Source organism: Claveliimonas sp. (genome assembly GCF_037273965.1).
In the GTDB taxonomy this organism is placed as follows: Bacteria; Bacillota; Clostridia; order Lachnospirales; family Lachnospiraceae; genus Claveliimonas; species Claveliimonas bilis.
This window is the reverse complement of record NZ_JAYAZJ010000115.1, coordinates 17,790-43,720: the sequence shown is the minus strand read 5'-3', so window position 1 is coordinate 43,720 and position 25,931 is coordinate 17,790. Positions and strand designations below refer to the sequence as shown.

Below are 25,931 nucleotides of genomic sequence, written 5' to 3'. Positions count from 1 at the left end.
TATACAAAGCTGAACGGGGAGAGGACAAAGCGTCTGCCTAACAATGCCAACTTCAGCTTCCGGTTTATTGAAGGGGAATCCCTTTTGATCATGCTGGATATGAAGGGAATCTGCGCTTCCAGCGGTTCTGCCTGCACATCCGGCTCACTGGATCCGTCTCATGTGCTTCTGGCGATCGGACTGCCGCATGAGATCGCTCACGGATCACTTCGACTGACCTTAAGTGATGAAACGACAAAGGAAGATATTGACTATGTAGTAGATACTTTAAAGGAGATCGTATCTAAATTGAGAGATATGTCTCCTCTGTACGAAGATTTTGTAAAGAAAAACAAATAAGAGCAGGAGGAATGGACTATGTATACAGAAAAGGTAATGGATCATTTTCAGCATCCAAGAAATATGGGAGAAATTGAGAACGCCAGCGGCGTTGGAACAGTAGGAAACGCAAAGTGCGGAGATATCATGAGAATCTACCTGGATATTGATGAGAACCAGATCATCCGGGATGTCAAATTTAAGACATTCGGCTGCGGAGCGGCAGTTGCCACAAGCAGTATGGCTACAGAGCTGGTGAAAGGAAAGAACATCCAGGAGGCCATGGAAGTAACGAATAAAGCGGTGATGGAAGCTCTGGACGGGCTTCCGCCGGTGAAGGTACACTGTTCTCTTCTGGCAGAGGAAGCCATTCATGCAGCGCTTTGGGATTACGCGGAAAAGAACGGTATTAAAATAGAAGGACTGGAAAAGCCGAAATCCGATATCCACGAAGGAGAGGAAGAGGAAGAAGAGGAATACTAGGCCGGGGAAAGAGCGAAAATGGAGAAGAAGAGGGTTGTAGTAGGCATGTCGGGAGGAGTGGATTCCTCCGTGGCTGCCTGGCTTTTAAAAGAACAGGGATATGATGTGATCGGAGTCACCATGCAGATCTGGCAGGATGAAGAGGAGAAACTTCAGGAGGAGAACGGCGGCTGCTGCGGTCTTACGGCGGTGGATGATGCAAGGAGGGTAGCGGCCAGCCTTGACATTCCTTATTATGTCATGAATTTTAAAAGAGAATTTAAAGAGAATGTGATCGACTATTTTGTAGATGAATATATTGGCGGCAGGACTCCGAATCCCTGTATCGCCTGCAATCGTTTTGTGAAATGGGAGTCTCTTCTGAAAAGAAGCATGGATATTGGAGCAGACTATATTGCCACAGGGCATTATGCCAGAGTCGAGCAGCTTCCCAACGGACGCTATGCAGTGCGTACTTCCGCTACCGGAAGGAAGGATCAGACATACGCGCTCTATAATCTGACGCAGGAGCAGCTTAAGAGGACGCTGATGCCGGTGGGCGGATATACAAAGGAAGAAATTCGGGAAATGGCCGCAAAAATGAACCTGCCCGTGGCGCATAAGCCGGACAGCCAGGACATTTGTTTTGTGCCGGATGGAGATTATGCTTCCTTTATTGAGAAAACGGCAGACCAGACATTCCCGCAGGGAAATTTTGTTTTGGCAGACGGAACAATTGTAGGGCGTCATAACGGGATCATTCATTATACAGTAGGGCAAAGGAAAGGACTGGGAGTAGCTATGGGCTATCCGGTCTTTGTGTTGGCTATCCGCCCGGAAACCAATGAAGTGGTGCTGGGAAAGGCAGAAGAGTCGCTTTCCAGATACGTAAGGGCTGACCGGATCAATTTTATGTCAGTGGAAGATTTAAAGGAGCCAAAAAAAGTCTGGGCAAAAATACGCTACAATCATAAAGGGGCCTGGTGTACTGTAGAAAGGACAGGGGAAGATGAGATCCTTTGTACTTTTGACGAGCCTCTTCGCGCCGCGGCGCCCGGACAGGCGGTAGTGCTCTATGACGGAGAATATGTCCTGGGAGGCGGGACGATCATAAACAATCAATAAATCAGTAAGGATGTGAAAGAAAATGAGGGCGGATGTACACATGCATACTTCCTTTTCCCATGATTCTAAGAGCGCTCCGGAAGAGATGATACAAAAATCCATCGAAAAGGGGCTGGAGGTGATCTGCTTTACAGATCACTATGACAAGGACTATCTCGGATGGGGAGAGGAAAGCGTTTTCGATGTAGAAAAATATTTTAAAGTACTGGAACCTCTTAGGGAAAAATACAGAGACAGGCTGGATATACGGATTGGGGTAGAACTTGGAATGCAGCCCCATCTGGGCGGATTTTTTACAGAGTTGACAAAGCAGTACCCGTTTGACTTTGTGATAGGCTCCCTGCATGTGATTGATGGGCAAGATCCGGCGCTTGGGACGCTTTTTAACGGAAAAAGTGATGAAGAAGTATACCGGAGAGCTTTTGTGGAGATGCTGGAAGATATACGCAGCACCCCGGATTTCGATGTGCTTGGACATATTGATTATGTGGTGAGATACGGAAACGGCAAAGCAGAAGGATATTCTTATCAAAAATACGCTGATGAGATCGATGAAATCCTGAAAGCGGTTATAGAGCGGGGGAAAGGAATAGAATTGAACATGGCGGGACTGAAATACGGGCTGCCTTTTGCCCATCCCCACCCGGATATTCTGAAGCGTTACCGGGAACTTGGCGGAGAAATCATCACAGTAGGGGCAGACGGACACTGTCCGGAACATATAGCCTATGATTTCCATAAGGCAGACGATATCCTGAAATCCTGTGGATTCCGGTATTACACGGAATTTAAGGAAAGAAAGCCTGTTTTCAAAGTACTTACATAAAATTGGAAAAGGCTCTTGAATTTTTGTATGAGATTTAGTACAATTGTTAATGGTTGATGGTTCTTTAACGAAGTTAAGGAGCAAAAATAAAAGCTGTGAAACAGTGAAAAGACTTTAGGAGGAATTAATCATGGCAGTAAAAGTAGCAATCAATGGTTTTGGACGTATCGGACGTCTTGCTTTCAGACAGATGTTTGGAGCTGAAGGGTATGAAGTAGTTGCGATCAATGACCTGACAAGCCCAAAAATGTTAGCTCACCTGTTGAAATATGACTCTTCACAGGGAAAATATGCTCTGGCTGATAAAGTAGAAGCTACAGATGATTCTATCATTGTTGATGGAAAAGAGATCAAGATCTACGCAAAAGCAAATGCAGAAGAGCTTCCATGGGGAGAGATCGGAGTAGACGTTGTTCTGGAATGTACAGGATTCTATACATCTAAAGATAAAGCATCTGCTCATATTAAAGCAGGAGCTAGAAAGGTTGTTATTTCTGCACCAGCAGGAAACGATCTGCCGACTATCGTATATAATGTAAACCATGAAACACTGAAACCGGAAGATACAGTTATTTCTGCAGCTTCCTGTACAACAAACTGTCTTGCACCAATGGCTAAGGCTCTGAATGATCTTGCACCGATCAAATCCGGTATTATGTGTACAATCCACGCTTACACAGGCGATCAGATGACACTGGACGGACCACAGAGAAAAGGTGACTTAAGAAGATCACGTGCTGCTGCATGCAATATCGTTCCAAACAGCACAGGAGCTGCTAAGGCAATCGGTCTTGTTATTCCGGAACTGAACGGAAAACTGATCGGAGCTGCACAGAGAGTTCCAACCCCGACAGGATCCACAACAATCCTGACAGCAGTTGTAGAAGGAAATGTAACAGTTGATCAGATCAACGCTGCAATGAAAGCTGCTGCTACAGAATCCTTCGGATACAACACAGATGAAATCGTATCCAGCGATATCGTAGGAATGAGATATGGTTCTCTGTTTGATGCAACACAGACAATGGTACTTCCATTAGAGAATGGAACAACAGAAGTACAGGTTGTTTCCTGGTATGACAATGAAAATTCATACACAAGCCAGATGGTAAGAACAATCAAATACTTCTCTGAATTAGCATAATTAAGACTCAAAACGGGTCCGGTCTTGTTGGGACCGGATCCGTTTTTGGCATTATGAGAGAATTTCGACTTTTTTCAAAAGTATCGGAAAATGAAAGGAGGCACTTAAATGCTTAATAAAAAATCTGTAGATGATATCAATGTAAAAGGGAAAAAGGTCCTTGTAAGATGTGATTTCAATGTACCGCTTATCGATGGAAAGATTACGGATGAGAATCGTCTTGTTGCAGCCCTTCCGACAATTAAGAAGTTGATCGGAGACGGCGGAAAGGTGATTCTTTGTTCTCATTTGGGTAAACCGAAGGGACAGGCAGTGCCGGAACTGTCTCTTGCACCGGTTGCAAAGCGTTTGTCAGAGCTGTTGGGACAGGAAGTGAAATTTGCGGCTGATCCGGAGGTTGTAGGACCAAATGCAAAAGCTGCTGTTGAAGCCATGAAAGATGGAGAAGTTGTTCTTTTGGAGAATACACGTTACAGAGCGGAAGAAACGAAAAATGAAGATACATTTTCAAAAGAGCTTGCTTCCCTGTGCGACGTATTTGTAAATGACGCTTTTGGTACTGCTCATAGAGCACACTGCTCAAATGTTGGAGTGACAAAATATGTAGATACTGCAGTGGTTGGTTATCTTATGCAAAAAGAAATTGATTTCCTCGGAAATGCAGTCAACAATCCGGAGAGACCATTTGTGGCAATTCTGGGCGGCGCAAAAGTTTCCAGCAAGATTTCTGTTATTGAAAACCTGATTGATAAAGTGGACGTTTTGATCATCGGCGGAGGAATGGCATATACTTTCGCAAAATCCAAGGGAGGAAAGATCGGAACATCTCTTTGTGAGGACGATTATCTGGAATATGCAGAGAACATGGTAAAGAAAGCAGAGGAAAAAGGTGTAAGACTGCTTCTTCCGGTTGATAATCGTATCGGAGATGAATTTTCTAACGATGCAAATATCCAGATTGTACCGACAGGAGAAATCCCGGATGGCTGGGAAGGAATGGATATCGGACCGGAAACAGAGAAGATTTTTACAGATGCAGTGAAAGATGCAAAGACAGTTGTATGGAATGGTCCTATGGGATGTTTTGAAATGCCGAATTTTGCTCACGGAACAGAGGCAGTTGCGAAAGCGCTTGCGGAAACAGATGCTGTGACGATCATCGGAGGAGGAGATTCTGCAGCAGCTGTAAATCAGTTGGGATACGGTGACAAGATGACACATATCTCTACAGGTGGCGGCGCATCTTTGGAATTTTTGGAAGGAAAAGAACTTCCGGGCGTAGCAGCAGCTAACGATAAGTAAGCACTTAATGAGTCCAAGTCCGAAGGACGCCGGACGAATTCTAGTGCGCACTTAGTTCACCGCACTTAGCGAACCAAGCCCGTTAGGGCACAGGTGAGTTTAGTAAGGTGAACATCCCCCCCCTTCCTGACGGGCTTAAGCAGGGGACTTAGTAACGAATGCAGATTTTAAAGAATATATAAAGGAAAGAGTGAAAACAATGGCAAGAAGAAAGATTATAGCAGGAAACTGGAAGATGAATAAAACTCCCAGCGAGGCAGTTGCGCTGGTAGAAGAATTAAAGCCTTTAGTTGCAACAGAGGATGCAGACGTTGTATTCTGTGTTCCGGCAATTGATATTATTCCGGTAGTGGAAGCGTGCAAGGGGACAAACATCCAGGTTGGAGCAGAAAACATGTATTACGAGGAAAGCGGAGCATACACAGGAGAAATTTCTCCGGCAATGCTTACAGATGCGGGTGTAAAATATGTAGTTCTGGGACATTCAGAGAGAAGAGATTACTTTGGCGAGACAAGCGAGGATGTCAACAAGAAAATGCACAAGGCATTTGAACATGGCATTACGCCTATCATGTGCTGTGGAGAATCTCTGGAGCAGAGAGAACAGGGCGTTACCATGGATTTCATTCGTCAGCAGGTTAAGGTTGGATTCCAGGGAATTACAGCAGATCAGGCAAAGACAGCTGTGATCGCATATGAACCGATCTGGGCGATTGGAACAGGAAAAACAGCAACAACAGAACAGGCAGAAGAAGTGTGTGCCGGAATCCGTGCATGTATTGCAGAGATTTATGACGAAGCAACAGCGGAAGCTATCCGTATTCAGTACGGCGGTTCTGTTAATGCAGGAAATGCTGCAGAGTTATTTGCACAGGCTGACATTGACGGAGGACTTGTCGGAGGAGCTTCTTTGAAGGCAGACTTCGGAAAGATTGTAAATTATAAGTAAGAACCAGATTGAACCGCAGGGGCTTGCAAGACAGTTCCTGCGGGCTTTTGAGTTTCGGGAGTGAAGAGTGTGATTATTGAAAGAATGAAACTGCAGACGGAAGGTTCCCTTCCGGATGCTCATTTTATCGCTTATGTATTAGATACGCCGGGAGATCTGCATATAAAAAAGCGTCCCATGGTTATTTTATGTCCGGGAGGCGGATATGAGAGAACCAGTTTTCGGGAAGGAGAGCCTATTGCAATGTACTTTCTGCAAAAAGGGTATCATGTAGGGATTCTGCGATATTCCACTGCCCCGGCAAAATATCCCACAGCGCTTCTGGAACTTGGAATGGCAATGGGAATTGTTAAAGGACATTCTGAAGAATGGAAGGTGGACGAAAGGCAGATTTTTGTTCAGGGTTCATCAGCGGGAGGACATCTGGCAGGGTGTCTTGGAGTTTTCTGGAACAGTACATTTCTTTCCAAAAAGCTTGGAATCCCATCAGAGAAATTAAGACCGGCGGGACTGCTGCTCAGTTATCCGGTGATAAGTTCTGATGAAAATATTTCCCATAAGGGAAGTTTCCTAAATCTTCTTCAGGATGAATATGAAGAAAAGAAAGAGATGCTGTCCTTAGAAAGACAGGTGACAGAATATACAGTTCCCTGCTTTATATGGCATACCTTTGAAGACAGAACCGTTCCGGTTCAAAATTCTGTCAGAATGGCAGAAGCGCTGCACGAGAAAGGGATCAGGACAGAGCTTCATTTGTTTCAGAAAGGCTCTCATGGACTGGGGAGCGCAGGAGAAGAATCCAGGCGTGCTGATGGAAGCGGCGTTCAGGAGGAATGTCAATGCTGGATGGATCTGGCATACAAGTGGATGGAAAACATCTGCAAAGACCAATAGAAGGAGAATAGAAAATGAGTAAAAAACCAACAGTACTGATGATTTTGGATGGTTATGGATTAAATGAAAAGAAAGAAGGCAATGCGGTAGCAGAAGGGAAAACTCCTGTTATGGATAAGCTGATGGCAGAGTATCCCTTTGTAAAGGGAAATGCAAGCGGAATGGCGGTAGGACTTCCGGATGGTCAGATGGGTAACTCTGAAGTAGGACATCTGAACATGGGTGCCGGCCGCATTGTGTATCAGGATCTGACTAAGATTACAAAAGCAATTCAGGATGGTGATTTCTTTGAAAACAAAGCTCTTCTTGCAGCATGTGAAAATGTGAAGAAACATGATTCAGCGCTCCATCTTATGGGACTGGTATCTGACGGCGGCGTGCACAGCCATAATACTCACATTTACGGACTTTTGGAGCTTGCAAAGAGACAGGGAATTGAAAAGGTATATGTACACTGCTTCCTGGATGGACGAGACACTCCTCCGGCATCTGGAAAAGAATATGTAGAAGAGTTGGAAGCCAAGATGAAAGAAATCGGCGTAGGTCAGGTTGCTACTGTAATGGGACGTTACTATGCAATGGATCGGGACAATCGCTGGGATCGTGTGGAGAAAGCATACCGTGCAATGGTATTTGGAGAGGGCGAAAAGGCAGCGTCAGGCCCGGAAGGAATCCAGGTTTCCTATGATAAGGATACAACAGACGAATTTGTACTTCCTACAATTGTAGAGAAAGACGGCGCTCCTGTGGCGACAATCAAAGATCAGGATTCCATTATTTTCTTTAACTTCCGTCCGGACCGTGCAAGAGAGATCACAAGAACATTTTGCGATGATGACTTTGCCGGATTTGAAAGAGGAGAGCGGATCAAGACGGTCTTTGTATGCTTTACAGAATATGATGTGACGATTGAAAATAAACTGGTTGCGTTTGTGAAAGAGGAAATTACAAATACATTCGGAGAATTTCTTGCTGCTAACGGTATGAAGCAGGCACGTATCGCAGAGACAGAAAAATACGCGCATGTGACATTCTTCTTTAACGGCGGTGTAGAAGAACCAAATGAAGGAGAAGACCGTATTCTTGTAAAATCTCCAAAGGTTGCTACTTACGACCTGAAACCGGAGATGAGCGCTTACGAAGTTTGCGATAAACTGACGGAAGCTATTCGTTCTGGAAAGTATGACGTTATTATCATTAACTTTGCGAATCCGGATATGGTAGGGCATACCGGAGTAGAGGCGGCAGCCATTAAGGCGATCGAGGCAGTGGATGAGTGTGTTGGAAAGACAGTAGAGGCTATCAAAGAAGTGGGAGGTCAGATGTTTATCTGTGCAGACCACGGAAATGCAGAGCAGCTCATCGATGAAGAGACAGGAGAGCCGTTCACTGCCCACACAACGAATCCGGTACCGTTTATTCTTGTAAATGCTGATCCGGCTTACAAATTAAGAGAAGGTGGATGTTTGGCGGATATCGCTCCTACATTGATTGAACTGATGGGAATGAAACAGCCAAAAGAGATGACAGGAAGATCATTGCTTGTAAAATAATGAGAAATATATGGTGAGTAAGGGCAACAACAATTATTCTTAAAAAAGGCAAATAAAAATAACCAAAAAGGACCTTGGATTGAGGGGATTCCCCCTAATCTTCGGTCTTTTTTGCATTAAACCAAGGTATTTTTTCTATTTCCTGTTTTTTGGTGTTTAAATCCAGTATAATGTCTCTATTCCTATTTCGAGAGGGGGACATTTAGTGGAGATAACAATTGGGAAATTTATGTATCAAAGCATAGATGATGAAGTGTTGACTATCATGAAGAAAGATAAGGAAGTTTATAGGATGAATATCAGAGAAATAGAAATTACTTTCTATCAACCTGAAGCAACTTTTTCCAGAGTGCCTGGTGTATATTTTGTTGCTCCTGGCATGAATTCGGCATACCTTTGTACTAATCGGAAAGATAAGGGAGAGATTAGAAGGCTGCATGATTACTTGGTGCAGTATGGCGCTAAAGAAATAATTATGGGAGCTATGAAAGCAGGAATGGCGCAACATTCTTCAGATATCCAGAAAAAACAGGAAGAGAAAGCACTCCTTAAACAGCAAAAGGAAGAAGAAAAGAAACAATTGAAGCTTGAAAGAGGGAAACAGGCTGCCATTCGATTAGAGAAACAAAGAAGGCGATCCGGATGCAAAGAAAAGACAGAAGAAAAGTACCGGTGTACCGTTTGCGGTGCTATCTGGTATTCTAATAGCATGGATCGAGCAAAAAATGTTCATAATGCACTCTCCATGTCCACATATGCTATTAATCAGATGCGAGATATATCCCGATGTCCTAAATGTGGTTCTGGTGCGTCTAAACATCATACTGTCCGATATTGGATCGATAAAAAAGGAAATTGTATGGATCGAGAAGAATAAGGGAATAATCCGTGATTTAAGACCTTCAAAAAACTATATATTCATATAGCTTTGTCGCAGATTTGTATGATTTGTCAAGTGTTTTTACTAAAAAAGCATGGAATTTTTCGTTCCATGCTTTTTTGAATCCTAATTTCTAAACTTAATGACATTGAATTTAAATGTTACTACGTCCCAAATTTTACTATCCTTCCGTTTTTGCCAGATTTTTATTCGCTGTTGACAGCATTAGTTTAATACGGTTCAGCTGATTTACCTCACTTGCACCCGGGTCATAGTCGATGGCAACAATATTTGCCAATGGATGGCGGCGTCGCAGCTCTTTGATAACCCCCTTGCCCACTACATGGTTCGGAAGGCAGGCAAAAGGCTGTGTGCAGACGATGTTTGTGGCACCGCTGTGGATCAGCTCCAGCATCTCTCCGGTGAGGAACCAACCTTCGCCAGTCTGGTTTCCGAGGGAAACAATCTCAGATGCCATTTTGCCCAGATCCCGGATATCAGCCGGAGGATCGAAGTGCTTGCTCTCTTTAAATGCCTTGCTGGCAGGAGAGCGGAACCATTCCAGCGCTTTGATTCCAAGGTTTGCAATAGTAGCCTTTGACTTGGCAAAACCAAGATGGGATACCTTGAAATTCTGATTGTAGAAGCAGTACAGAAGGAAGTCCAAAAGATCTGGAACGACAGCTTCGGCGCCTTCACTCTCCAAAAGATCCACCAGATGATTATTGGCGGCAGGGAGGAATTTTACCAGAATTTCTCCAACTACACCTACGCGGGGTTTCTTGATATCTAAAAGTTCAATATTGTTGTCGAAGTCTTCAATAATATTCCGGCACAGTTTTTTGAATTTTCTTCGGGAAGGGTAGCCCTGGGAAACAAAATCAGCACAAACTTTTACCCATTTGCGATGCATAGCGTCAACCGAACCGGGCACTGCCTCGTATGGACGGAGGCGGTAAACACATTTCATGAAAATGTCTCCGAAAACAGCAGCATAGATTCCGCGAAGCGCTAATGCCGGTGTAATCTTAAAGCCGGGATTTCCTTCCAGCCCGCTTAAGTTGATAGAAATAACCGGAATATGTTCATAGCCGGCTTTCTTCAATGCGCGGCGGATGAATCCGATATAGTTGGAAGCACGGCATCCGCCTCCGGTCTGACTGATAATGACAGCAATCTTATCTGTATCGTATTTTCCGGATAAAATAGCTTCCATAATCTGTCCTACAACCATAAGAGAAGGGTAGCAGGCATCGTTGTTAACATATTTCAGTCCCACATCAACGGCTTGCTTATTGTCGTTTGGAAGGACTTCCACTTTATAACCCGAAGCGTTGAAAGCAGGTTCCAGAAGTTCAAAATGCATTGGAGACATCTGCGGGCAGAGGATGGTGTACTCTTTGCGCATCTCCTTTGTAAAAGGTACCTTTTTTATGGAAGATGGCTCAATATGCCGTTTCTGTTCCCTTTGTTCTCTGACGCGGATTGCAGCAAGCAGAGAGCGGACACGGATTCTTGCAGCTCCCAGGTTATTGACCTCATCGATTTTTAAAGAGGTGTAGATCTTATCGGAGCGAGTCAGGATATCGGCAACCTGATCTGTGGTGACGGCATCCAGTCCGCATCCGAAAGAATTGAGCTGGATCAGATCCAGATTATCTTTTGTCTTTACATAATTTGCTGCCGCATAGAGGCGGGAGTGATACATCCACTGATCCATAACATTTAAAGGCCGCTCTACCGGGTGAAGGTGTGATACGGAATCTTCTGTCAATACGGCGATATTGTAGGAATTGATCAGCTCCGGAAGTCCATGGTTTACCTCGGGGTCAATATGATAGGGACGTCCGGCAAGAACAATTCCCCGGTTTCCTGTTTTGTCGAGGAAAGCAACAGTTTCCTCACCTTTTTTGCGCATATCGTTCCGGCACGCTTCAAGCTCAACCCAGGCTTTATGAACAGCCGTTTTAATTTCTTCTGCTGTGAGATCAAACTTTGGAGCAAGTTCTTCGATCAGGCGGGAAGAAAGGGTTTCCTCGCTGGCAAAGGACATGAAAGGATGGATGAAATCCACGTTGCCGTTTACGATGGCATCAATATTATTTTTGATGTTCTCCGGATAGGAGGTAACAATCGGACAGTTATAGTGGTTGTTGGCATCGGCAAATTCATTTCTCTCATAAGGAATAGAAGGGTAAAAGATATGCCGGATGCCTTCATTGATCAGCCATTGTACATGCCCGTGGGCAAGTTTGGCGGGATAACATTCAGATTCACTTGGGATAGACTCAATTCCCAGCTCATAAATCTTCCTTGTGGAAGCGGGAGAGAGAACTACACGAAATCCAAGATCCGTGAAGAATGTGAACCAGAACGGATAGTTATCGTACATATTCAGAACTCTGGGTATACCGATCACGCCGCGGGAAGCTTCCTCCTCTGAAAGAGGCGTATAGCCGAAATACCGCTGACTCTTATACTCAAAAAGGTTGGGAAGGTTGTTCTTCGATTTTTCTTTTCCAAGTCCCTTTTCACAGCGGTTTCCGGTGATAAACTTTCTTCCGCCGCTGAAATGGTTGATCGTCAGACGGCAGTTATTGGTACATCCGCGGCACTTTGTCATCGTTGTCCGGTATTCCAGCGCTTCGATATCTTCGATGGAGAGCATGGTAGTACCTTCGCATTCCACATAGCGTTCCCTTGCGATCAGGGCAGCACCGAACGCTCCCATGATGCCGGCAATGTCCGGGCGGATTGCGTGGCAGCCTGCAATTTTCTCAAAACTTCTAAGAACAGCATTATTATAGAAAGTACCGCCCTGCACAACAATGTGCTGTCCCAGTTCTGATGCATCAGATACTTTAATTACTTTGAAAAGAGCATTCTTAATGACAGAGTAGGCCAGTCCGGCAGAAATGTCGGACACGGCAGCTCCCTCTTTCTGTGCCTGTTTTACCTTAGAGTTCATAAATACAGTACAGCGGGTTCCAAGGTCAATCGGATTATGGGCAAATAAAGCTTCGTGCGCAAAATCTTCTACAGAATAGTTGAGCGATTTGGCAAAGGTTTCGATAAAGGAACCACAGCCTGAAGAGCAGGCTTCGTTCAGCTGTACACTGTCAACAGTCTGGTTTTTGATCTTAATACATTTCATATCCTGTCCGCCGATGTCCAGAATACAGTCTACATCCGGTTCAAAGAAAGAGGCGGCATAATAGTGAGAAACGGTTTCTACTTCTCCTTCATCAAGAAGAAGAGCAGCTTTGATCAGTGCTTCGCCATATCCGGTGGAGCAGGAATGAACAATCTCCACATCCTCGGGAAGCTGAGAATAAATGTCTTTGATTGCTGAGATTGTGGTACCGAGAGGATCTCCTTCATTATTATGGTAAAAAGAATACAGAAGGGTTCCGTCTTCTCCTACAAGAGCCGCTTTAGTTGTAGTGGAACCGGCGTCGATACCAAGAAATGCTTTGCCTTTATAAGAGGCAAGATCCTTAACCGGAACCTGATGTTTTGCGTGGCGCTCTGTAAATTCCTTATATTCTGCTTCAGTTGCAAAAAGAGGTTCCATTCTCTCTACTTCAAACTCCATCTGTATCCGTTTTGCCAGGCGTTCCTGGAGCTCACGGATAGGCACGATGGGTTCCTTGGTAGAGTTTAAGGCAGAACCAATGGCTGCAAAAAGGTGAGAATGATTTGGAGCAATAGTGTGCTCCTCATCCAACTTCAGTGTGCGGACAAACGCTTCTCTAAGCTCTGAAAGGAAATGAAGAGGTCCTCCCAGAAATGCTACGTGTCCGCGAATCGGTTTGCCGCAGGCAAGTCCGCTGATGGTCTGGTTGACAACTGCCTGGAAAATAGAGGCGGCCAGATCTTCTTTGGAAGCCCCCTCATTGATCAGCGGCTGAATATCTGATTTCGCAAATACGCCGCATCTGGCAGCGATAGAATACAGAGCTTTATAATTTTTTGCGTATTCATTCAATCCGGAGGCGTCGGTCTGCAGAAGAGAAGCCATCTGGTCGATGAAAGAGCCGGTTCCGCCGGCGCAGACGCCATTCATTCTCTGCTCAATATTGCCGCCTTCAAAGTAAATAATCTTTGCATCTTCCCCTCCAAGCTCAATTGCCACATCTGTCTGAGGCGCATAGTCCTGAAGAGCAGTGGATACGGCTACAACTTCCTGCACAAAGGGAACCCCCAGATGTTTTGCAAGAGTCAGTCCTCCGGATCCTGTTATAACAGGAGACACCCGGATAGAACCGAGTTTATAGATAGCCCTTCCCAAAAGGTCAGAAAGGGTTTCCTGGATATTTGCAAAATGTCTTTCATAATCAGAGAAAAGCACATCATTTTGATCATCCAGAATGGCGATCTTTACTGTGGTGGATCCGATATCGATCCCCAGGGTAAATAATTCTTGTTGATTCATAAATATGTACTCCTTGTCTTTGTAATAGTATAGATTTCAGTATGACAAAGATAAAAATCCTGTCTGGGAATATATGTAATTCTACATATTAAATGTTGTTTTCCTAAACGGTAACATTATACGACAAAAAAATTGAAAAGACAATCAACAAATGTAATAGAAATATTAAAATACGGTAAAGTTATCCGGTGTAATTGACAAAGACTTCCTAAAAAGGTAGAATGACTACAGTATTAGAGTAATATGGGAAAGCAGGTATTTTTTCTATGAATTGGTTGGAAAAAATGGAACGGAAATTCGGTAGATATGCCATCCACAATCTGATGTATTACATTATTATCCTTTATGTTGTGGGGCTGGTTCTGCAGCTTTTGGTTCCTTCTTTTTATTATCAGTATTTGAGTCTTGATGTCAGCGCAATTCTGCGCGGCCAGATCTGGAGGATCGTAACCTTCATTATACAGCCGCCTCAGACCGGATATCTCTTTATGATTTTTGCCCTTTATCTGTATTATATGCTGGGAAGGGAACTGGAAAATACCTGGGGTGCGTTTCGGTTTAACCTTTATTTCTTTTCAGGTATGTTATTTCATGTGATCGCGGCATTTGCCGCTTATTTCCTGGTGGGGGTATCCTTCCCGCTGGGGACATGGTATTTGAACATGTCATTGTTTCTTGCATTTGCAGCTGTTTATCCGGATATGCAGTTCTATCTGTTTTTTGCGATCCCGGTCAAGGCGAAATGGTTGGGAATCCTGGATGGCGTTTATTTCCTCTACACCATATTGCAGGCTTTTCTGCCCTCCTATGGCGGAAATCCTCTGGTGGGAGTGGTGTACCAGGCAAACGCGATTGCGGCGGCAGTTTCCATTTTGAATTTTGTGATCTTTTTCCTGGGTTCAAGAAATATGAAGCATTATTCTCCAAAACAGAGAAAGAGAAAAAGAGAATTTCAGCAGAAGATCCGGCCGGAAAATCATTATGCAGGCGGAGCCAGACACCGCTGTGCCGTGTGCGGACGCACAGAGCTGGACGATCCGTCCCTGGAGTTCCGGTATTGTTCCAGATGTAATGGGAATTATGAGTACTGTCAGGATCATCTCTTTTCCCATATACATGTAAAATAGTAACGTGGAAAGAGCAGGGCATTTGTCCTGAAATTTTGGAAATAAAAATATGAAAAAGGAATTGGTGAAAAAAATGAAGAAAAAGAAAACAAAAATAGTCTGTACAATGGGACCTAACACAAATGATGAAAATCTGATGAGAGCGCTTGTGAAGAATGGGATGGATATTGCAAGATTCAATTTTTCACACGGAAGTCATGAAGAACAGAAGGGCAGAATGGATATGCTGAAGCGTATCCGGGATGAAGAACATATGCCAACAGCGATCCTGCTGGATACAAAAGGTCCGGAGATCCGTACCGGTATCCTGAAAGATGGAAAAAAGGTAATGCTGGAGACAGGCAGAAAGTTTACACTGACCTCTGAGGATATTACAGGGGATGAAACGAAAGTATCCATTTCCTATAGCGGACTTGTAGACGATGTATCTGTTGGAAGCACGATCTTGATAGATGACGGGTTGATTGGTCTTAGGGTGATCAGCAAAACAGTAACGGATATTGTCTGCGAGATTGTGAACGGAGGAGAGTTGGGAGAGCGCAAGGGCGTGAATGTGCCTAATGTGCCTGTAAGACTTCCGGCTATCACAGACAAGGACAGAGAAGATATCCGTTTCGGCGTGGAACAGGGTATTGATTTTATTGCGGCATCCTTTGTGCGCAATGCAGAGTGTATTGTAGAGATCCGCGCTTTTCTGAAAGAATGTGATGCTCCATACATTCCGATCATCGCAAAGATTGAAAATGCAGAAGGAATTAAGAATATTGACGAGATCATTCGCTGTGCAGACGGTATTATGGTAGCCAGAGGAGATCTTGGCGTGGAGATTCCGGCAGAGGAAGTGCCTTATCTCCAGAAAATGATCATTCAGAAATGTAATTATTATTATAAACCGGTTATTACAGCAACACAGATGCTGGATTCCATGATCCGCAATCCTCGTCCGACACGGGCAGAAGTGACGGATGTGGCGAATGCAGTTTATGACGGAACGGATGCAGTCATGCTATCTGGAGAAACTGCACAGGGAAAATATCCATTAGAAGCGCTTCAGATGATGGTGCATATTGTGGAGAATACAGAGGAGCATCTGGATTATGATCTTATGCTCAAAAAGGCAGAGGAACACCGTATGAAAGGAATTTCCAGTGCCATTGGCCATGCTTCTGTTACGACAGCATACAATCTGGGAGCGAAGTGTATCATCACTCCGTCTGTATCGGGTGCTACTACCAGAGTTGTTTCTAAATTTAAGCCTAAAATGCCGATTATTGGCGTGACTCCTAATGAGCGTTCTCTTCGCAGAATGCAGATTTACTGGGGAGTAGAGCCGATCAAATCTGTTCAGTTCAATACGACGGAGGATATTTGTTCCGGGGCGATCGAGCTGGTATGTGCAAAGCAAATGGCTGATCCGGGAGATGTTGTGGTGCTGACAGCAGGCATTCCCTCCCCGAATGTAAACCGTGCAAAAGAAGGCGTCAGCAATATGATGAGAATTGCTGTGATTGAATAATAAATTAAAATCTGTACAGATATAAGGAGTAACGTACCTATGAAAAAAGAGACATTTGTGACAAAAGAACAGCTGGATGAAATTGTAAAGAAGTATCCCACTCCTTTTCATCTTTATGACGAGAAAGGGATCCGAAAGAATGCGGAAGCGCTGAAGGAAGCTTTTGCGTGGAATAAAGGATACAAAGAGTATTTTGCGGTAAAGGCAACGCCCAATCCCTTCCTGATACAGATTTTAAGAGAATATGGATGCGGATGTGATTGTTCCTCGTACACAGAGCTGCTTCTTTCAGAAGCCATTGGAGCCACAGGAGACGATATTATGTTTTCTTCCAATGATACTCCGGCAGAAGATTTTAAATTGGCCGAAAAGCTTGGGGCGATCATCAATCTGGATGATATCACACACATTGATTTCCTGGAGAAGGCGATTGGGTACATACCGGAGACAATCAGCTGCAGATACAATCCGGGAGGATTGTTTAAGATCAGTAATGATATTATGGACAATCCGGGCGATGCAAAATATGGCATGACAACAGAGCAGATTTTTGAAGCCTTTAAGATCCTGAAGGAAAAAGGTGCGAAAGAATTTGGCATTCACGCTTTCCTTGCAAGCAATACTGTAACAAATGAATACTATCCGATGCTGGCAAAGGTGCTTTTTGAACTGGCAGTGAAACTTCAGAAGGAAACCGGAGCACACATTAAATTTATTAATCTGTCAGGCGGAATCGGTATTCCTTATAAACCGGATCAGGAGCCTAATGATATTCGCGCCATCGGAGAAGGCGTGCGGCGGGTGTACGAAGAGGTGCTGATTCCTGCCGGAATGGGTGATGTGGCAATTTATACGGAGCTTGGCAGATTTATGATGGGACCCTATGGCTGTCTGGTGACAAAGGCTATCCATGAAAAACATACTCACAAAGAATATATCGGAGTGGATGCGTGTGCGGTGAATCTGATGCGTCCGGCAATGTACGGCGCTTATCACCACATCACTGTGATGGGAAAAGAAAATGAGCCATGCGATCATCTGTATGATGTGACAGGATCCCTCTGCGAGAATAACGATAAGTTTGCGATCGACCGGCACTTGCCGAAAATTGACGCCGGAGATTTGCTTGTCATTCATGATACCGGAGCACACGGTTTTGCTATGGGATATAATTATAATGGAAAGCTGAAGTCAGCAGAAGTACTTTTAAAAGAAGATGGAAGTACAGAGCTGATCCGCCGTGCAGAGACGCCGAAAGACTATTTCGCTACATTTGACTGTTTTGAAATAGGGAAAAAACTGCTGAAATAATTGATAATATGTCCTTAATGAGGTAAAATATAGAAAATTACTTTATTGAGGAGGAAAAAGTATGAAAAGAAGGAAAAAGGCAGTTGGTCTTCTCGTGGCGGCGGCTGTTATGCTGCTGACAGCCTGCAAAATGAGTCCGGAAGAAGTTGGAACTTATGCACAATCGATTCTGGATGCCAGTTATAAGGCGGATTTTGACGAGTACACGGAACAGACAGATTCCACAAAGGAAGAGGCAGAAAACCTTTATGAGAACAATATTGATCAGATGATGACCATTGCCGGTTATGATTCGGCAGGATTGTCAGACGAATTGCTGGACAACTACCGCCAGCTTTTTAAAGACATGTTGGCGCTGGCGGAGTATGAAGTGGGAGAGGTAACAGAAGAAGAGGATGGAAGCTTCACAGTAGCTGTTACGGCAAAGCCGCTCACAGCTTTTGAAGGTTTGGAAGCTGAAGTTACAGAGGCAGTGCAGGCAGAACTGGCGGGTATCACCGATGTTTCCCAGATCCCGGGAGAAGATGAAATTAATCAGATGGTATTCCAAAAGATGTATGAAGGGCTTCAAAGCCGGATGGAATCGCCCACTTACGGGGAGCCGCAGCAGGTAGATCTTCATGTAGCGGCTGATTCTGACAACGTATATTCTGTGGCGGAGTCTGATCTGACGGCTTTAGATCAAATTCTGTTTCCGACGGAAGGATTTTAGATTCTTCTTGCAATGACCTTCCAGGTATCTGTGTGAAAAAAGCTGCTTTCCACACATTCCTCCATCTCCAGAAAACGATGAAAAGGAATTGTAAAGGAAAGGAGATCGCTTGGTATACATTTCCTGGCGGAAGGATCTGTCAGACCGATATAACAGGCAGTGGGATTGTTCCGTGCCGCATCAAGGCCGTAAAGGACTGACTGTGCGCATCCGGATCCAAACGAAAGCTTCACATTGTCCTGTGTTTCCCGGTCGTAATTTGCCAATGTTGCAAGACCGGAAAGCTGGTCGGCATTTACCAGAAAAATGACGATTTCCGGCGTTTCATTTTCTTTTAATTCATTGAGAGGTTTCATAATAACATATTCATCTGTTTCAATGTCCGGCATTGTTTCGATATAATTTCGTGCAATGTCCGGACTTTTTTTATAAAATTCCCCTTTTTTCGGTCCCTTTCCGCCGATGGAAAGAAAGTATTCAATGGTTCCAAGCTCGAACTTTTGAATACCCAGCCCCGCCTTTCCTCCCGCGCAGACAACGGTTTCCCTGTCAAATGCAGCTGTTTTGCCTTTAGAGACTGCATGCATCATGGCGATCACACATCCCCATACGCCTTTTTTGAATTGCATGGCATTTTCCGGAACTTCTTTTGATGTAAATACAGCCACCGGCTGACGGGTTAGTTTAATTGCTTCTGCTATTTTGCTGTTCATAAGAGACATTCCTTTCCTTTAGATAATGATATCTTTGCAAATTTTATTTTTGTATATTAAAAATGCAGTTTTCTGATTTAGAAAACTGCACTTTTGTGTCTGAAAATAGAAGATGCGGATGGTGGGACTTGAACCCACACGAAGTCACCTTCGCAAGATTTTGAGTCTTGTGCGTCTGCCATTCCGCCACATCCGCCGGTGGTCTTTTATAAGAACCGAATGTAAGTATAGCATATTGATATTTGAATTACAAGATTTTTCAACAATTTTTTTCTTTTAAAATGGGAAAGATTGTTGTATAGTAGATTCAGTAGCTTTATAAGATGGAGAAAAAATATGGCGGAAAAAATTGTATTGATTGACGGACACAGTATTTTGAACAGAGCCTTTTTTGGTCTTCCGGATCTTACAAATTCGGAGGGACTTCATACGAATGCCATTTACGGTTTCCTTAACATTATGTTAAAACTGCTGGATGAGGAGAAGCCGGAGTATCTTACGGTAGCTTTTGATGTACATGCGCCAACCTTCCGGCATCAAATGTATGAAGAATATAAAGGGACAAGAAAACCTATGGCGGACGAGCTGCGACAGCAGGTCCCTGTAATGAAGGAAGTCCTCCGGTCCATGGGAATCAGGATCATAGAACAGGAAGGCCTGGAAGCGGATGATCTTCTGGGGACGCTCTCAAAACGATGTGAGAGCGAAGGCATGGATGTGACCATCATCAGCGGAGATCGGGATCTTCTGCAGCTTGCCACGGACAAGGTAAAGATCCGTATCCCTAAGACGAAGCAGGGAAGAACAGAAGTGGAGGACTATTATGCGGCTGATGTAAAAGAGCGTTATCAGGTGACTCCTCTGGAATTTATTGATATGAAAGCGCTTATGGGAGATACCTCAGATAATATTCCCGGAGTTCCCGGAATTGGGGAGAAAACTGCGGCGAAGATCATTACAGAATACCACAGTATAGAAAACGCGTACCAGCATGCCGGGGAGCTGAAGCCGCCCCGTGCATCCAAAGCTATTGTAGAATACTGGGATATGGCAGTGATGAGCAAGAAGCTGGCAGCAATCTGTGTAGATGCATCGCTGGATTATGATATTGAAAGCGCAAGACTTGGAAATATTTTCACGGAAGAGGCATATACCCTTTTTCAGAAACTGCAGTTCAAAAATCTTTTGAGCCGTTTTGAGGTGAAAGGCCCTTCCCATGCGGTGGAAGATTCCTTCCGGACTGCCGGAAGCCGCGAGGAGGCGGAACGCATTCTCGAAGAAGCGTCGGTAGCAGAAACTCTGGGTGTGGCTGTCTTTCGGAGAACAGCAGAGGCACTTCCGCTTTTTGCAGGAGAGGCACGGATTGGAGGAGTTGCTCTTTGCTTCGGAGAAAAGGAAATTTACTGTATTCCGGAAGAGAAGATGGAGATAGCGGAACTCCTGGAGAAACTGGAGAAATTATCTGCCGGCCCGAAGACGTTGTCTGTCTTTCATCTGAAAGAAACAATGAAATATTTTACGCCATCTGTCAAAGACAATTGTTTCGACGGGATTATTGCAGCATATCTTTTGAATCCTCTTAAAAATGATTATGAATTTGAGGATGTGGCAAGAGAACAGCTGGATCTTCTTTTGGAAGAGAAGATGGAAGATGAAAAGAAAGCATGCTATGAAGCTTATACCGCCTATGCGTCAGCTGCTCCTTTACAGGATAAGCTGGAAGAGGCGGGAATGTGGAAGCTTTTCAAAGAAATAGAAATGCCGCTTGTATTTACGCTTTTTGATATGGAACAAAATGGAGTCCGGGTAGAAGCGGACGAACTGAAAGATTACGGAAACAGACTTGCAGTTCAGATCAGCAGGCTGGAACAGGAAATCTGGCAGGAGGCGGGGGAAGAGTTTAATATTAATTCTCCGAAACAGCTTGGAGTCATCCTTTTTGAAAAAATGGGACTTAAAGGCGGAAAGAAGACAAAAACCGGATATTCTACTGCAGCGGATGTGCTGGAAAAGCTGGCGCCGGATTATCCTGTTGTAGCTAAAATCCTGGAATACAGGCAGCTGGCAAAGCTGAAATCCACCTACGCCGACGGCCTTGCAGCCTTTATCTCGGAAGATGGAAGGATTCACGGGAAATTTAATCAGACGATTACCGCAACCGGGCGGATCAGCAGTACGGAGCCGAATCTACAGAACATTCCGGTTCGGATGGAGCTGGGAAGGCTGATAAGGAAAGTATTTGTTCCGGAAGAGGGATTTGTCTTTGTGGATGCAGACTATTCCCAGATTGAACTTAGAGTGCTGGCCCATTGTTCGGGGGATAAGCAGCTTATTGAGGCTTACAGAGAGGAAAAGGATATCCACAGAATTACCGCTTCCCAGGTATTCCATACCCCTTTTGACCAGGTGACGGATCTCCAGAGAAGAAATGCCAAGGCGGTCAATTTTGGGATTGTATATGGAATCAGCTCTTTTGGGTTAAGCCAGGATCTGAGCATTACGCGGAAAGAAGCGGCACAGTATATAGAACAATATTTTCACACTTATCCGGGAATCAAAATTTTCCTGGATGATGCTGTGAAACAGGCAAAAGACAAAGGATATGCCGTCACTCTTTTTGGAAGGAGAAGGCCTGTGCCGGAACTTTCTTCCAGCAATTTCATGCAGCGTTCCTTTGGAGAGAGGGTGGCAATGAACTCACCTATCCAGGGAACGGCGGCGGATATTATGAAAATTGCCATGATCGGTGTAAATGACCGGCTGAAATCCGAGAATATGAAATCCCGGCTTGTTTTGCAGGTGCATGATGAACTTTTGGTGGAAGCCTGGGAGAGTGAGGCAGAAGAAGTCAAAAAGATACTGAAGGAAGAAATGGAGCAGGCGGCATCCCTTGCGGTACCGCTGGAAATTGATATGCATACCGGAAAAAGCTGGTATGAGGCAAAATAGAGGTGCGAGTAAGATGAAAATAATTGGAATTACCGGTGGAATCGGAACAGGAAAAAGTCTTGTATTGGATTATCTGAAAGAATCCTATGGAGCGGTCTGCTGTCAGGCAGACGAAGTGGCAAAGCGCCTGCAGAGAAAGGGAACGAAATGCTATAAAAGGATTGTAGAGCATTTCGGAGAAGGGATCCTGGACGAGGAAGGCAGGCTGAATCGATCTCGCCTTGCCGGGATTGTTTTTTCAAATCCTGCAGAACTCCGGATCCTTAATGAAATCGTCCATCCGGCGGTCAAAGAAAAAATAAAAGAACAGATCCGCCGGGAAGAGAAAAAGGAAAGTCCTGTGTTTGTGCTTGAGGCGGCTCTTCTTATTGAAGACCATTATGATGCTTTTTGCGATGAACTATGGTACATTTATACGGATGATGAAACGAGGAAAAAGCGTCTGATCGCATCCAGAGGATATGATGAGAAGAAGATTCAGGGGATCTTTTCTTCCCAGCTTCCCTCATCTGTCTTTTTTGAGCATTGTGACCGGGCGATTGATAATTGCAACTCCTTTGAGGAGGCATGCCAGCAGATTGATGATATTATGACGCAATTAGGCCTGAAAAAGGGATAGCATTGGCGTATACTGATGCAAAAAACCAAAATTAGGAGAAGAGAATATGAGATTATGCAGCATAGCAAGCGGAAGCAGCGGAAACTGTATTTATGTGGGGAGCGATCATACCCACCTGCTTGTGGATACAGGAATCAGCAAAAAACGGATTGATGAAGGATTACATACACTGGGAATGAAGGGTGAAGAGCTCTCTGGCATTTTGATCACGCATGAACATTCCGATCATATACAAGGGCTGGGGGTTTTCAGCCGTAAATATGGTATTCCGGTGTATGCAACGAAAGGAACACTAAAGGGGATACGGGAATACAAAAGCCTGGGGAAGATGCCGGACGGGCTCCTTCATGAAATTGAAATTGATACCGATTTTCTTCTGGGAGATCTGACCATTCATCCGTTTGCAATTTCTCATGATGCTTATGAACCATCCGGATACCGGATCGCATGTGGCAAACGGTCTGTGGCTGTGGCTACTGATCTGGGCGTCTATGATGATTATACAGTAGACAATCTGAAAGGACTGGACGCTGTGCTTTTGGAGGCAAATCATGATATCCATATGCTGGAGGTCGGGCCTTACCCCTATCCACTGAAACGAAGGGTTATGGGGGAAAAGGGCCATTTATCCAACGAAGTGTCCGGAAGACTTTTGTGTGATATTCTCCACGACAATCTAAAACAGGTCGTTTTGGGGCATTTAAGCAAGGAAAATAATTACGCAGAGCTGGCTTATGAAACGGTGAAGCTTGAAGTGACCGTAGGGGACAACCCATACAGGGGAGAAGACATTCCTTTAATGGTAGCCAGACGGGATGCGGTCTCTGACATTGTTACTGTTTAAAATTATGAAATTGAGAGGGATAAAATGATATGGGAAAAGTGGCGGTAATTACAGACAGCAACAGCGGTATTACACAAAAAGAAGCAAAAGAACTGGGGATCAGAGTACTTCCTATGCCGTTTTATATTGACGGTGAGGTCTATTATGAAGATATTACTCTGACACAGAAAGAATTTTATGAGAGGCTGACAGATGATGCAGATATTTCCACTTCACAGCCGGCGCCGGCTGATGTGATGGAATTATGGGAGGAAGCCCTGCAGGAAGCGGATGAGGTGATATATATTCCTATGTCCAGCGGTCTTTCCGGTTCTTGCCAGACGGCAATGATGCTGGCGGAAGATTTTGATGGAAAAGTTTTTGTGGTAAATAACCAGCGTATTTCTATTACACAGAGACAGTCAGTTCTGGATGCATTAGAGATGGCGGCGGACGGAATGAGCGGAAAAGAGATCTATGATGTTCTTATGCGGGAAAAGCTGGAAGCCAGCATTTATATTACAGTGGATACACTGAAATATCTGAAAAAGGGCGGAAGGATCACTCCGGCGGCAGCGGCTCTTGGCACAGTGCTCAACTTAAAGCCGGTACTTACGATCCAGGGAGAAAAACTGGATGCTTTTTCCAAAGTCAGAGGAATGAAGGCTGCAAAAAAGGTTATGATGAAAGCCATGGAAAAAGATATTACAGAAAGATTTAAAGGGCATAAAGTCTGCCTGCAGGCAGCTCACACCTGTGAAGCGGAAGTGGCAGAGCAATGGAAAAGAGAGTTGGAAGAGCATTTTCCGGGATACGACATCCACATGGATGCTCTGTCGCTGAGTGTATCCTGCCATATCGGTCCCGGATCTTTGGCTGTTGCCTGCACCAGAGTGGTAGAACGATAACCAGGAAGAGAGTATTTTACGGGCAAATGTAAAAAGCAGCAGCTTATATGAGAACAAGCTGCTGCTGATATTCATGAATAAATGGAAGACGGAATTTTTCTGTTATGACAGATTCGTAAAGATTAGATGCGAAAATTTCATTTTCCAGCATTTTTTTTGCGGACATATCAAGATTTTCCTGCTGCGTCAGCTTTGTGATGAGGGGGATCTCGGTATGTCTTTTTAAATGTTTCAGAAGAGGAGCAGCGTCTTTGCGGAAGCCAAGAATGCGGGCATAGCCGCAGTCGTCATGGTGCCGGTACAGTTCCATATCTTCCTTTTTTATATGAAGAAGAATGTGGAACAGGGCTCTGCTGATTCTTGTATAAGTGACCTCTCTTGTTTTGAGAAGATCACAGAATTGATCGAAAGTGACAAAATCATTCAGTCTGTTTAAGATCCGGTTGGCAAGATCCGGGGTGACATCTGCATACTGTGTCAGGCTTTCTTTTGTTTCACACATCAGCTGATACTTCAAAAGAAGAGAAAAATCATTGGCGTATACAGGATATCTTGTCCGATGTGTTTCCTCCAGCATGCGAATACAGGCGGAAGGGACCTGGCCTTCCAGGCGGGTCAGGGCATCGGAAAGAGGGGGCTCATCATACAGCCGTTCTCCTTCCAGATGGATGGCGTTGCTGGCGTGCCACAAAAGCCGGCGGATAGCGGAGGCGGAGCTGTAATTTTCAGAAAGCTCCTCATCGTGATAGCCGGATACGCGGCGTTTGATGGTATAAACCGCCATACCGCTTTTGCGGCGCATCAGCGCTTTGATGTATTCAATGCCAAGGATATTGTTGGGTTCAGACAGGATAAGATCAATTTCTTCATCTTTTGTATAACGTTTCAGGGCATTTTGTCTGGCTTTGGGATAAGAAAGCCCATTTTTCAATTCCTCCTGAAGAAAGGCGCGGTATTCGGCAGGTTCGTCAGCGGTAATGGAAGCAATCCTCTCCAGAATGTTGAGATCACCACACTCGCTTCCGAAGCAGATGGCATCAATGCAGCCCAGTTTTTCCAAAATGGAGATAGCGCCTTCAGCAAAATATTCTGCACTGCCGCAGGCATAACATACCGGGAGTTCCAAAACAAGGGGGACGCCTGCTTCCAGAGCAACCTCGGCCCGGATATGTTTCGGCATAATGGCCGGTGCGCCTCTTTGCACATAATTTCCGCTCATAACGGCAATAACAGCGTCGGCTCCGGTAATTTCTTTTGTCTTTTGCAGATGGTACAAATGTCCATTGTGAAAGGGGTTATATTCTGTGATTAATCCGACAATTTTCATGAAAATCTCCTTGTATATCTTTCTGGAATTGATTATAC

Annotated in this window: 21 protein-coding genes and 1 tRNA gene; 18 read left to right on the top strand and 4 right to left on the bottom strand. The window is 44.5% G+C overall.

What is annotated here, in order from left to right; translation table 11 throughout:
- The 10 genes from WJ238_RS10375 to WJ238_RS10330 all read left to right on the top strand — a co-directional run.
- A partial coding sequence (locus WJ238_RS10375) for an aminotransferase class V-fold PLP-dependent enzyme (protein WP_337606897.1) occupies positions 1-339 on the top strand: 339 nt, incomplete at its 5' end.
- A gap of 18 nt (positions 340-357) precedes the next feature.
- Entirely contained in the window at positions 358-801 is a 444-nt protein-coding gene (gene nifU / locus WJ238_RS10370) for a Fe-S cluster assembly scaffold protein NifU (protein ID WP_076777272.1), read from the top strand.
- A gap of 18 nt (positions 802-819) precedes the next feature.
- Entirely contained in the window at positions 820-1,905 is a 1,086-nt protein-coding gene (mnmA, locus tag WJ238_RS10365; RefSeq protein WP_337606896.1) for a tRNA 2-thiouridine(34) synthase MnmA, read from the top strand.
- Between the two features lie 22 nt (positions 1,906-1,927).
- Positions 1,928-2,731 (top strand): histidinol-phosphatase HisJ family protein, encoded by an 804-nt coding sequence (locus tag WJ238_RS10360; RefSeq protein ID WP_337606895.1) that lies wholly within the window; start codon positions 1,928-1,930, stop codon positions 2,729-2,731.
- Positions 2,732-2,861: 130 nt separating this feature from the next.
- Positions 2,862-3,875 carry a type I glyceraldehyde-3-phosphate dehydrogenase gene (gene gap, locus WJ238_RS10355; protein ID WP_230105939.1) on the top strand — a complete coding sequence of 338 codons (1,014 nt, stop codon included), beginning with the start codon at positions 2,862-2,864 and terminating at the stop codon, positions 3,873-3,875.
- Between the two features lie 108 nt (positions 3,876-3,983).
- Positions 3,984-5,177: a phosphoglycerate kinase gene (locus tag WJ238_RS10350; RefSeq protein ID WP_230105940.1), complete on the top strand. Its 1,194-nt coding sequence runs from the start codon at positions 3,984-3,986 to the stop codon at positions 5,175-5,177.
- 199 nt (positions 5,178-5,376) lie between these two features.
- On the top strand, positions 5,377-6,126 hold the full coding sequence (gene tpiA, locus WJ238_RS10345; RefSeq protein ID WP_256193553.1) for a triose-phosphate isomerase: 750 nt from the start codon (positions 5,377-5,379) through the stop codon (positions 6,124-6,126).
- 69 nt (positions 6,127-6,195) lie between these two features.
- Entirely contained in the window at positions 6,196-7,020 is an 825-nt protein-coding gene (locus WJ238_RS10340; RefSeq protein WP_230105942.1) for an alpha/beta hydrolase, read from the top strand.
- 14 nt (positions 7,021-7,034) lie between these two features.
- Positions 7,035-8,573, top strand: a complete 1,539-nt coding sequence (gene gpmI, locus WJ238_RS10335; RefSeq protein WP_256193554.1) for a 2,3-bisphosphoglycerate-independent phosphoglycerate mutase — start codon at positions 7,035-7,037, stop codon at positions 8,571-8,573.
- Positions 8,574-8,778: 205 nt separating this feature from the next.
- Complete coding sequence (locus WJ238_RS10330) at positions 8,779-9,450, top strand: hypothetical protein (protein ID WP_230105944.1); 672 nt, start codon at positions 8,779-8,781, stop codon at positions 9,448-9,450.
- A gap of 184 nt (positions 9,451-9,634) precedes the next feature.
- Here the strand turns inward: WJ238_RS10330 and WJ238_RS10325 are convergent, their stop codons facing one another.
- Positions 9,635-13,888 (bottom strand): acyl-CoA dehydratase activase-related protein, encoded by a 4,254-nt coding sequence (locus WJ238_RS10325; RefSeq protein ID WP_337606893.1) that lies wholly within the window; start codon positions 13,886-13,888, stop codon positions 9,635-9,637.
- A gap of 266 nt (positions 13,889-14,154) precedes the next feature.
- On the opposite strand from WJ238_RS10325, the gene WJ238_RS10320 reads away from it, so the two are divergent.
- The 4 genes from WJ238_RS10320 to WJ238_RS10305 all read left to right on the top strand — a co-directional run bounded on the left by WJ238_RS10320 (position 14,155) and on the right by WJ238_RS10305 (position 18,554).
- Entirely contained in the window at positions 14,155-15,015 is an 861-nt protein-coding gene (locus WJ238_RS10320; protein WP_337606892.1) for a DUF1751 domain-containing protein, read from the top strand.
- Positions 15,016-15,064: 49 nt separating this feature from the next.
- On the top strand, positions 15,065-16,531 hold the full coding sequence (pyk, locus tag WJ238_RS10315) for a pyruvate kinase (RefSeq protein WP_337606891.1): 1,467 nt from the start codon (positions 15,065-15,067) through the stop codon (positions 16,529-16,531).
- Between the two features lie 39 nt (positions 16,532-16,570).
- Entirely contained in the window at positions 16,571-17,842 is a 1,272-nt protein-coding gene (locus WJ238_RS10310) for a diaminopimelate decarboxylase (protein ID WP_337606890.1), read from the top strand.
- Between the two features lie 61 nt (positions 17,843-17,903).
- Positions 17,904-18,554 carry a hypothetical protein gene (locus tag WJ238_RS10305; RefSeq protein ID WP_316264770.1) on the top strand — a complete coding sequence of 217 codons (651 nt, stop codon included), beginning with the start codon at positions 17,904-17,906 and terminating at the stop codon, positions 18,552-18,554.
- Here WJ238_RS10305 and WJ238_RS10300 read toward each other — a convergent pair.
- Entirely contained in the window at positions 18,551-19,267 is a 717-nt protein-coding gene (locus WJ238_RS10300) for a DUF169 domain-containing protein (protein ID WP_337606889.1), read from the bottom strand. The genes WJ238_RS10305 and WJ238_RS10300 overlap by 4 nt on opposite strands.
- A 113-nt stretch (positions 19,268-19,380) precedes the next feature.
- Positions 19,381-19,463: transfer RNA gene (locus tag WJ238_RS10295), tRNA-Leu, on the bottom strand.
- 140 nt (positions 19,464-19,603) lie between these two features.
- On the opposite strand from WJ238_RS10295, the gene polA reads away from it, so the two are divergent.
- From polA to WJ238_RS10275, 4 genes are read left to right on the top strand one after another with little or no spacing between them, the layout of a single operon-like run.
- Complete coding sequence (gene polA / locus WJ238_RS10290) at positions 19,604-22,216, top strand: DNA polymerase I (protein ID WP_337606888.1); 2,613 nt, start codon at positions 19,604-19,606, stop codon at positions 22,214-22,216.
- A gap of 13 nt (positions 22,217-22,229) precedes the next feature.
- Entirely contained in the window at positions 22,230-22,835 is a 606-nt protein-coding gene (gene coaE, locus WJ238_RS10285; protein WP_230105962.1) for a dephospho-CoA kinase, read from the top strand.
- A 46-nt stretch (positions 22,836-22,881) separates the two neighbouring features.
- Positions 22,882-23,679 carry an MBL fold metallo-hydrolase gene (locus WJ238_RS10280; RefSeq protein ID WP_230105963.1) on the top strand — a complete coding sequence of 266 codons (798 nt, stop codon included), beginning with the start codon at positions 22,882-22,884 and terminating at the stop codon, positions 23,677-23,679.
- A gap of 29 nt (positions 23,680-23,708) precedes the next feature.
- Positions 23,709-24,566 (top strand): DegV family protein, encoded by an 858-nt coding sequence (locus WJ238_RS10275; RefSeq protein ID WP_230105964.1) that lies wholly within the window; start codon positions 23,709-23,711, stop codon positions 24,564-24,566.
- Positions 24,567-24,609: 43 nt separating this feature from the next.
- Here WJ238_RS10275 and WJ238_RS10270 read toward each other — a convergent pair whose 3' ends face one another.
- Complete coding sequence (locus WJ238_RS10270) at positions 24,610-25,893, bottom strand: nucleotidyltransferase (protein WP_230105965.1); 1,284 nt, start codon at positions 25,891-25,893, stop codon at positions 24,610-24,612.
- Between the last annotated feature and the right edge of the window lie 38 nt (positions 25,894-25,931).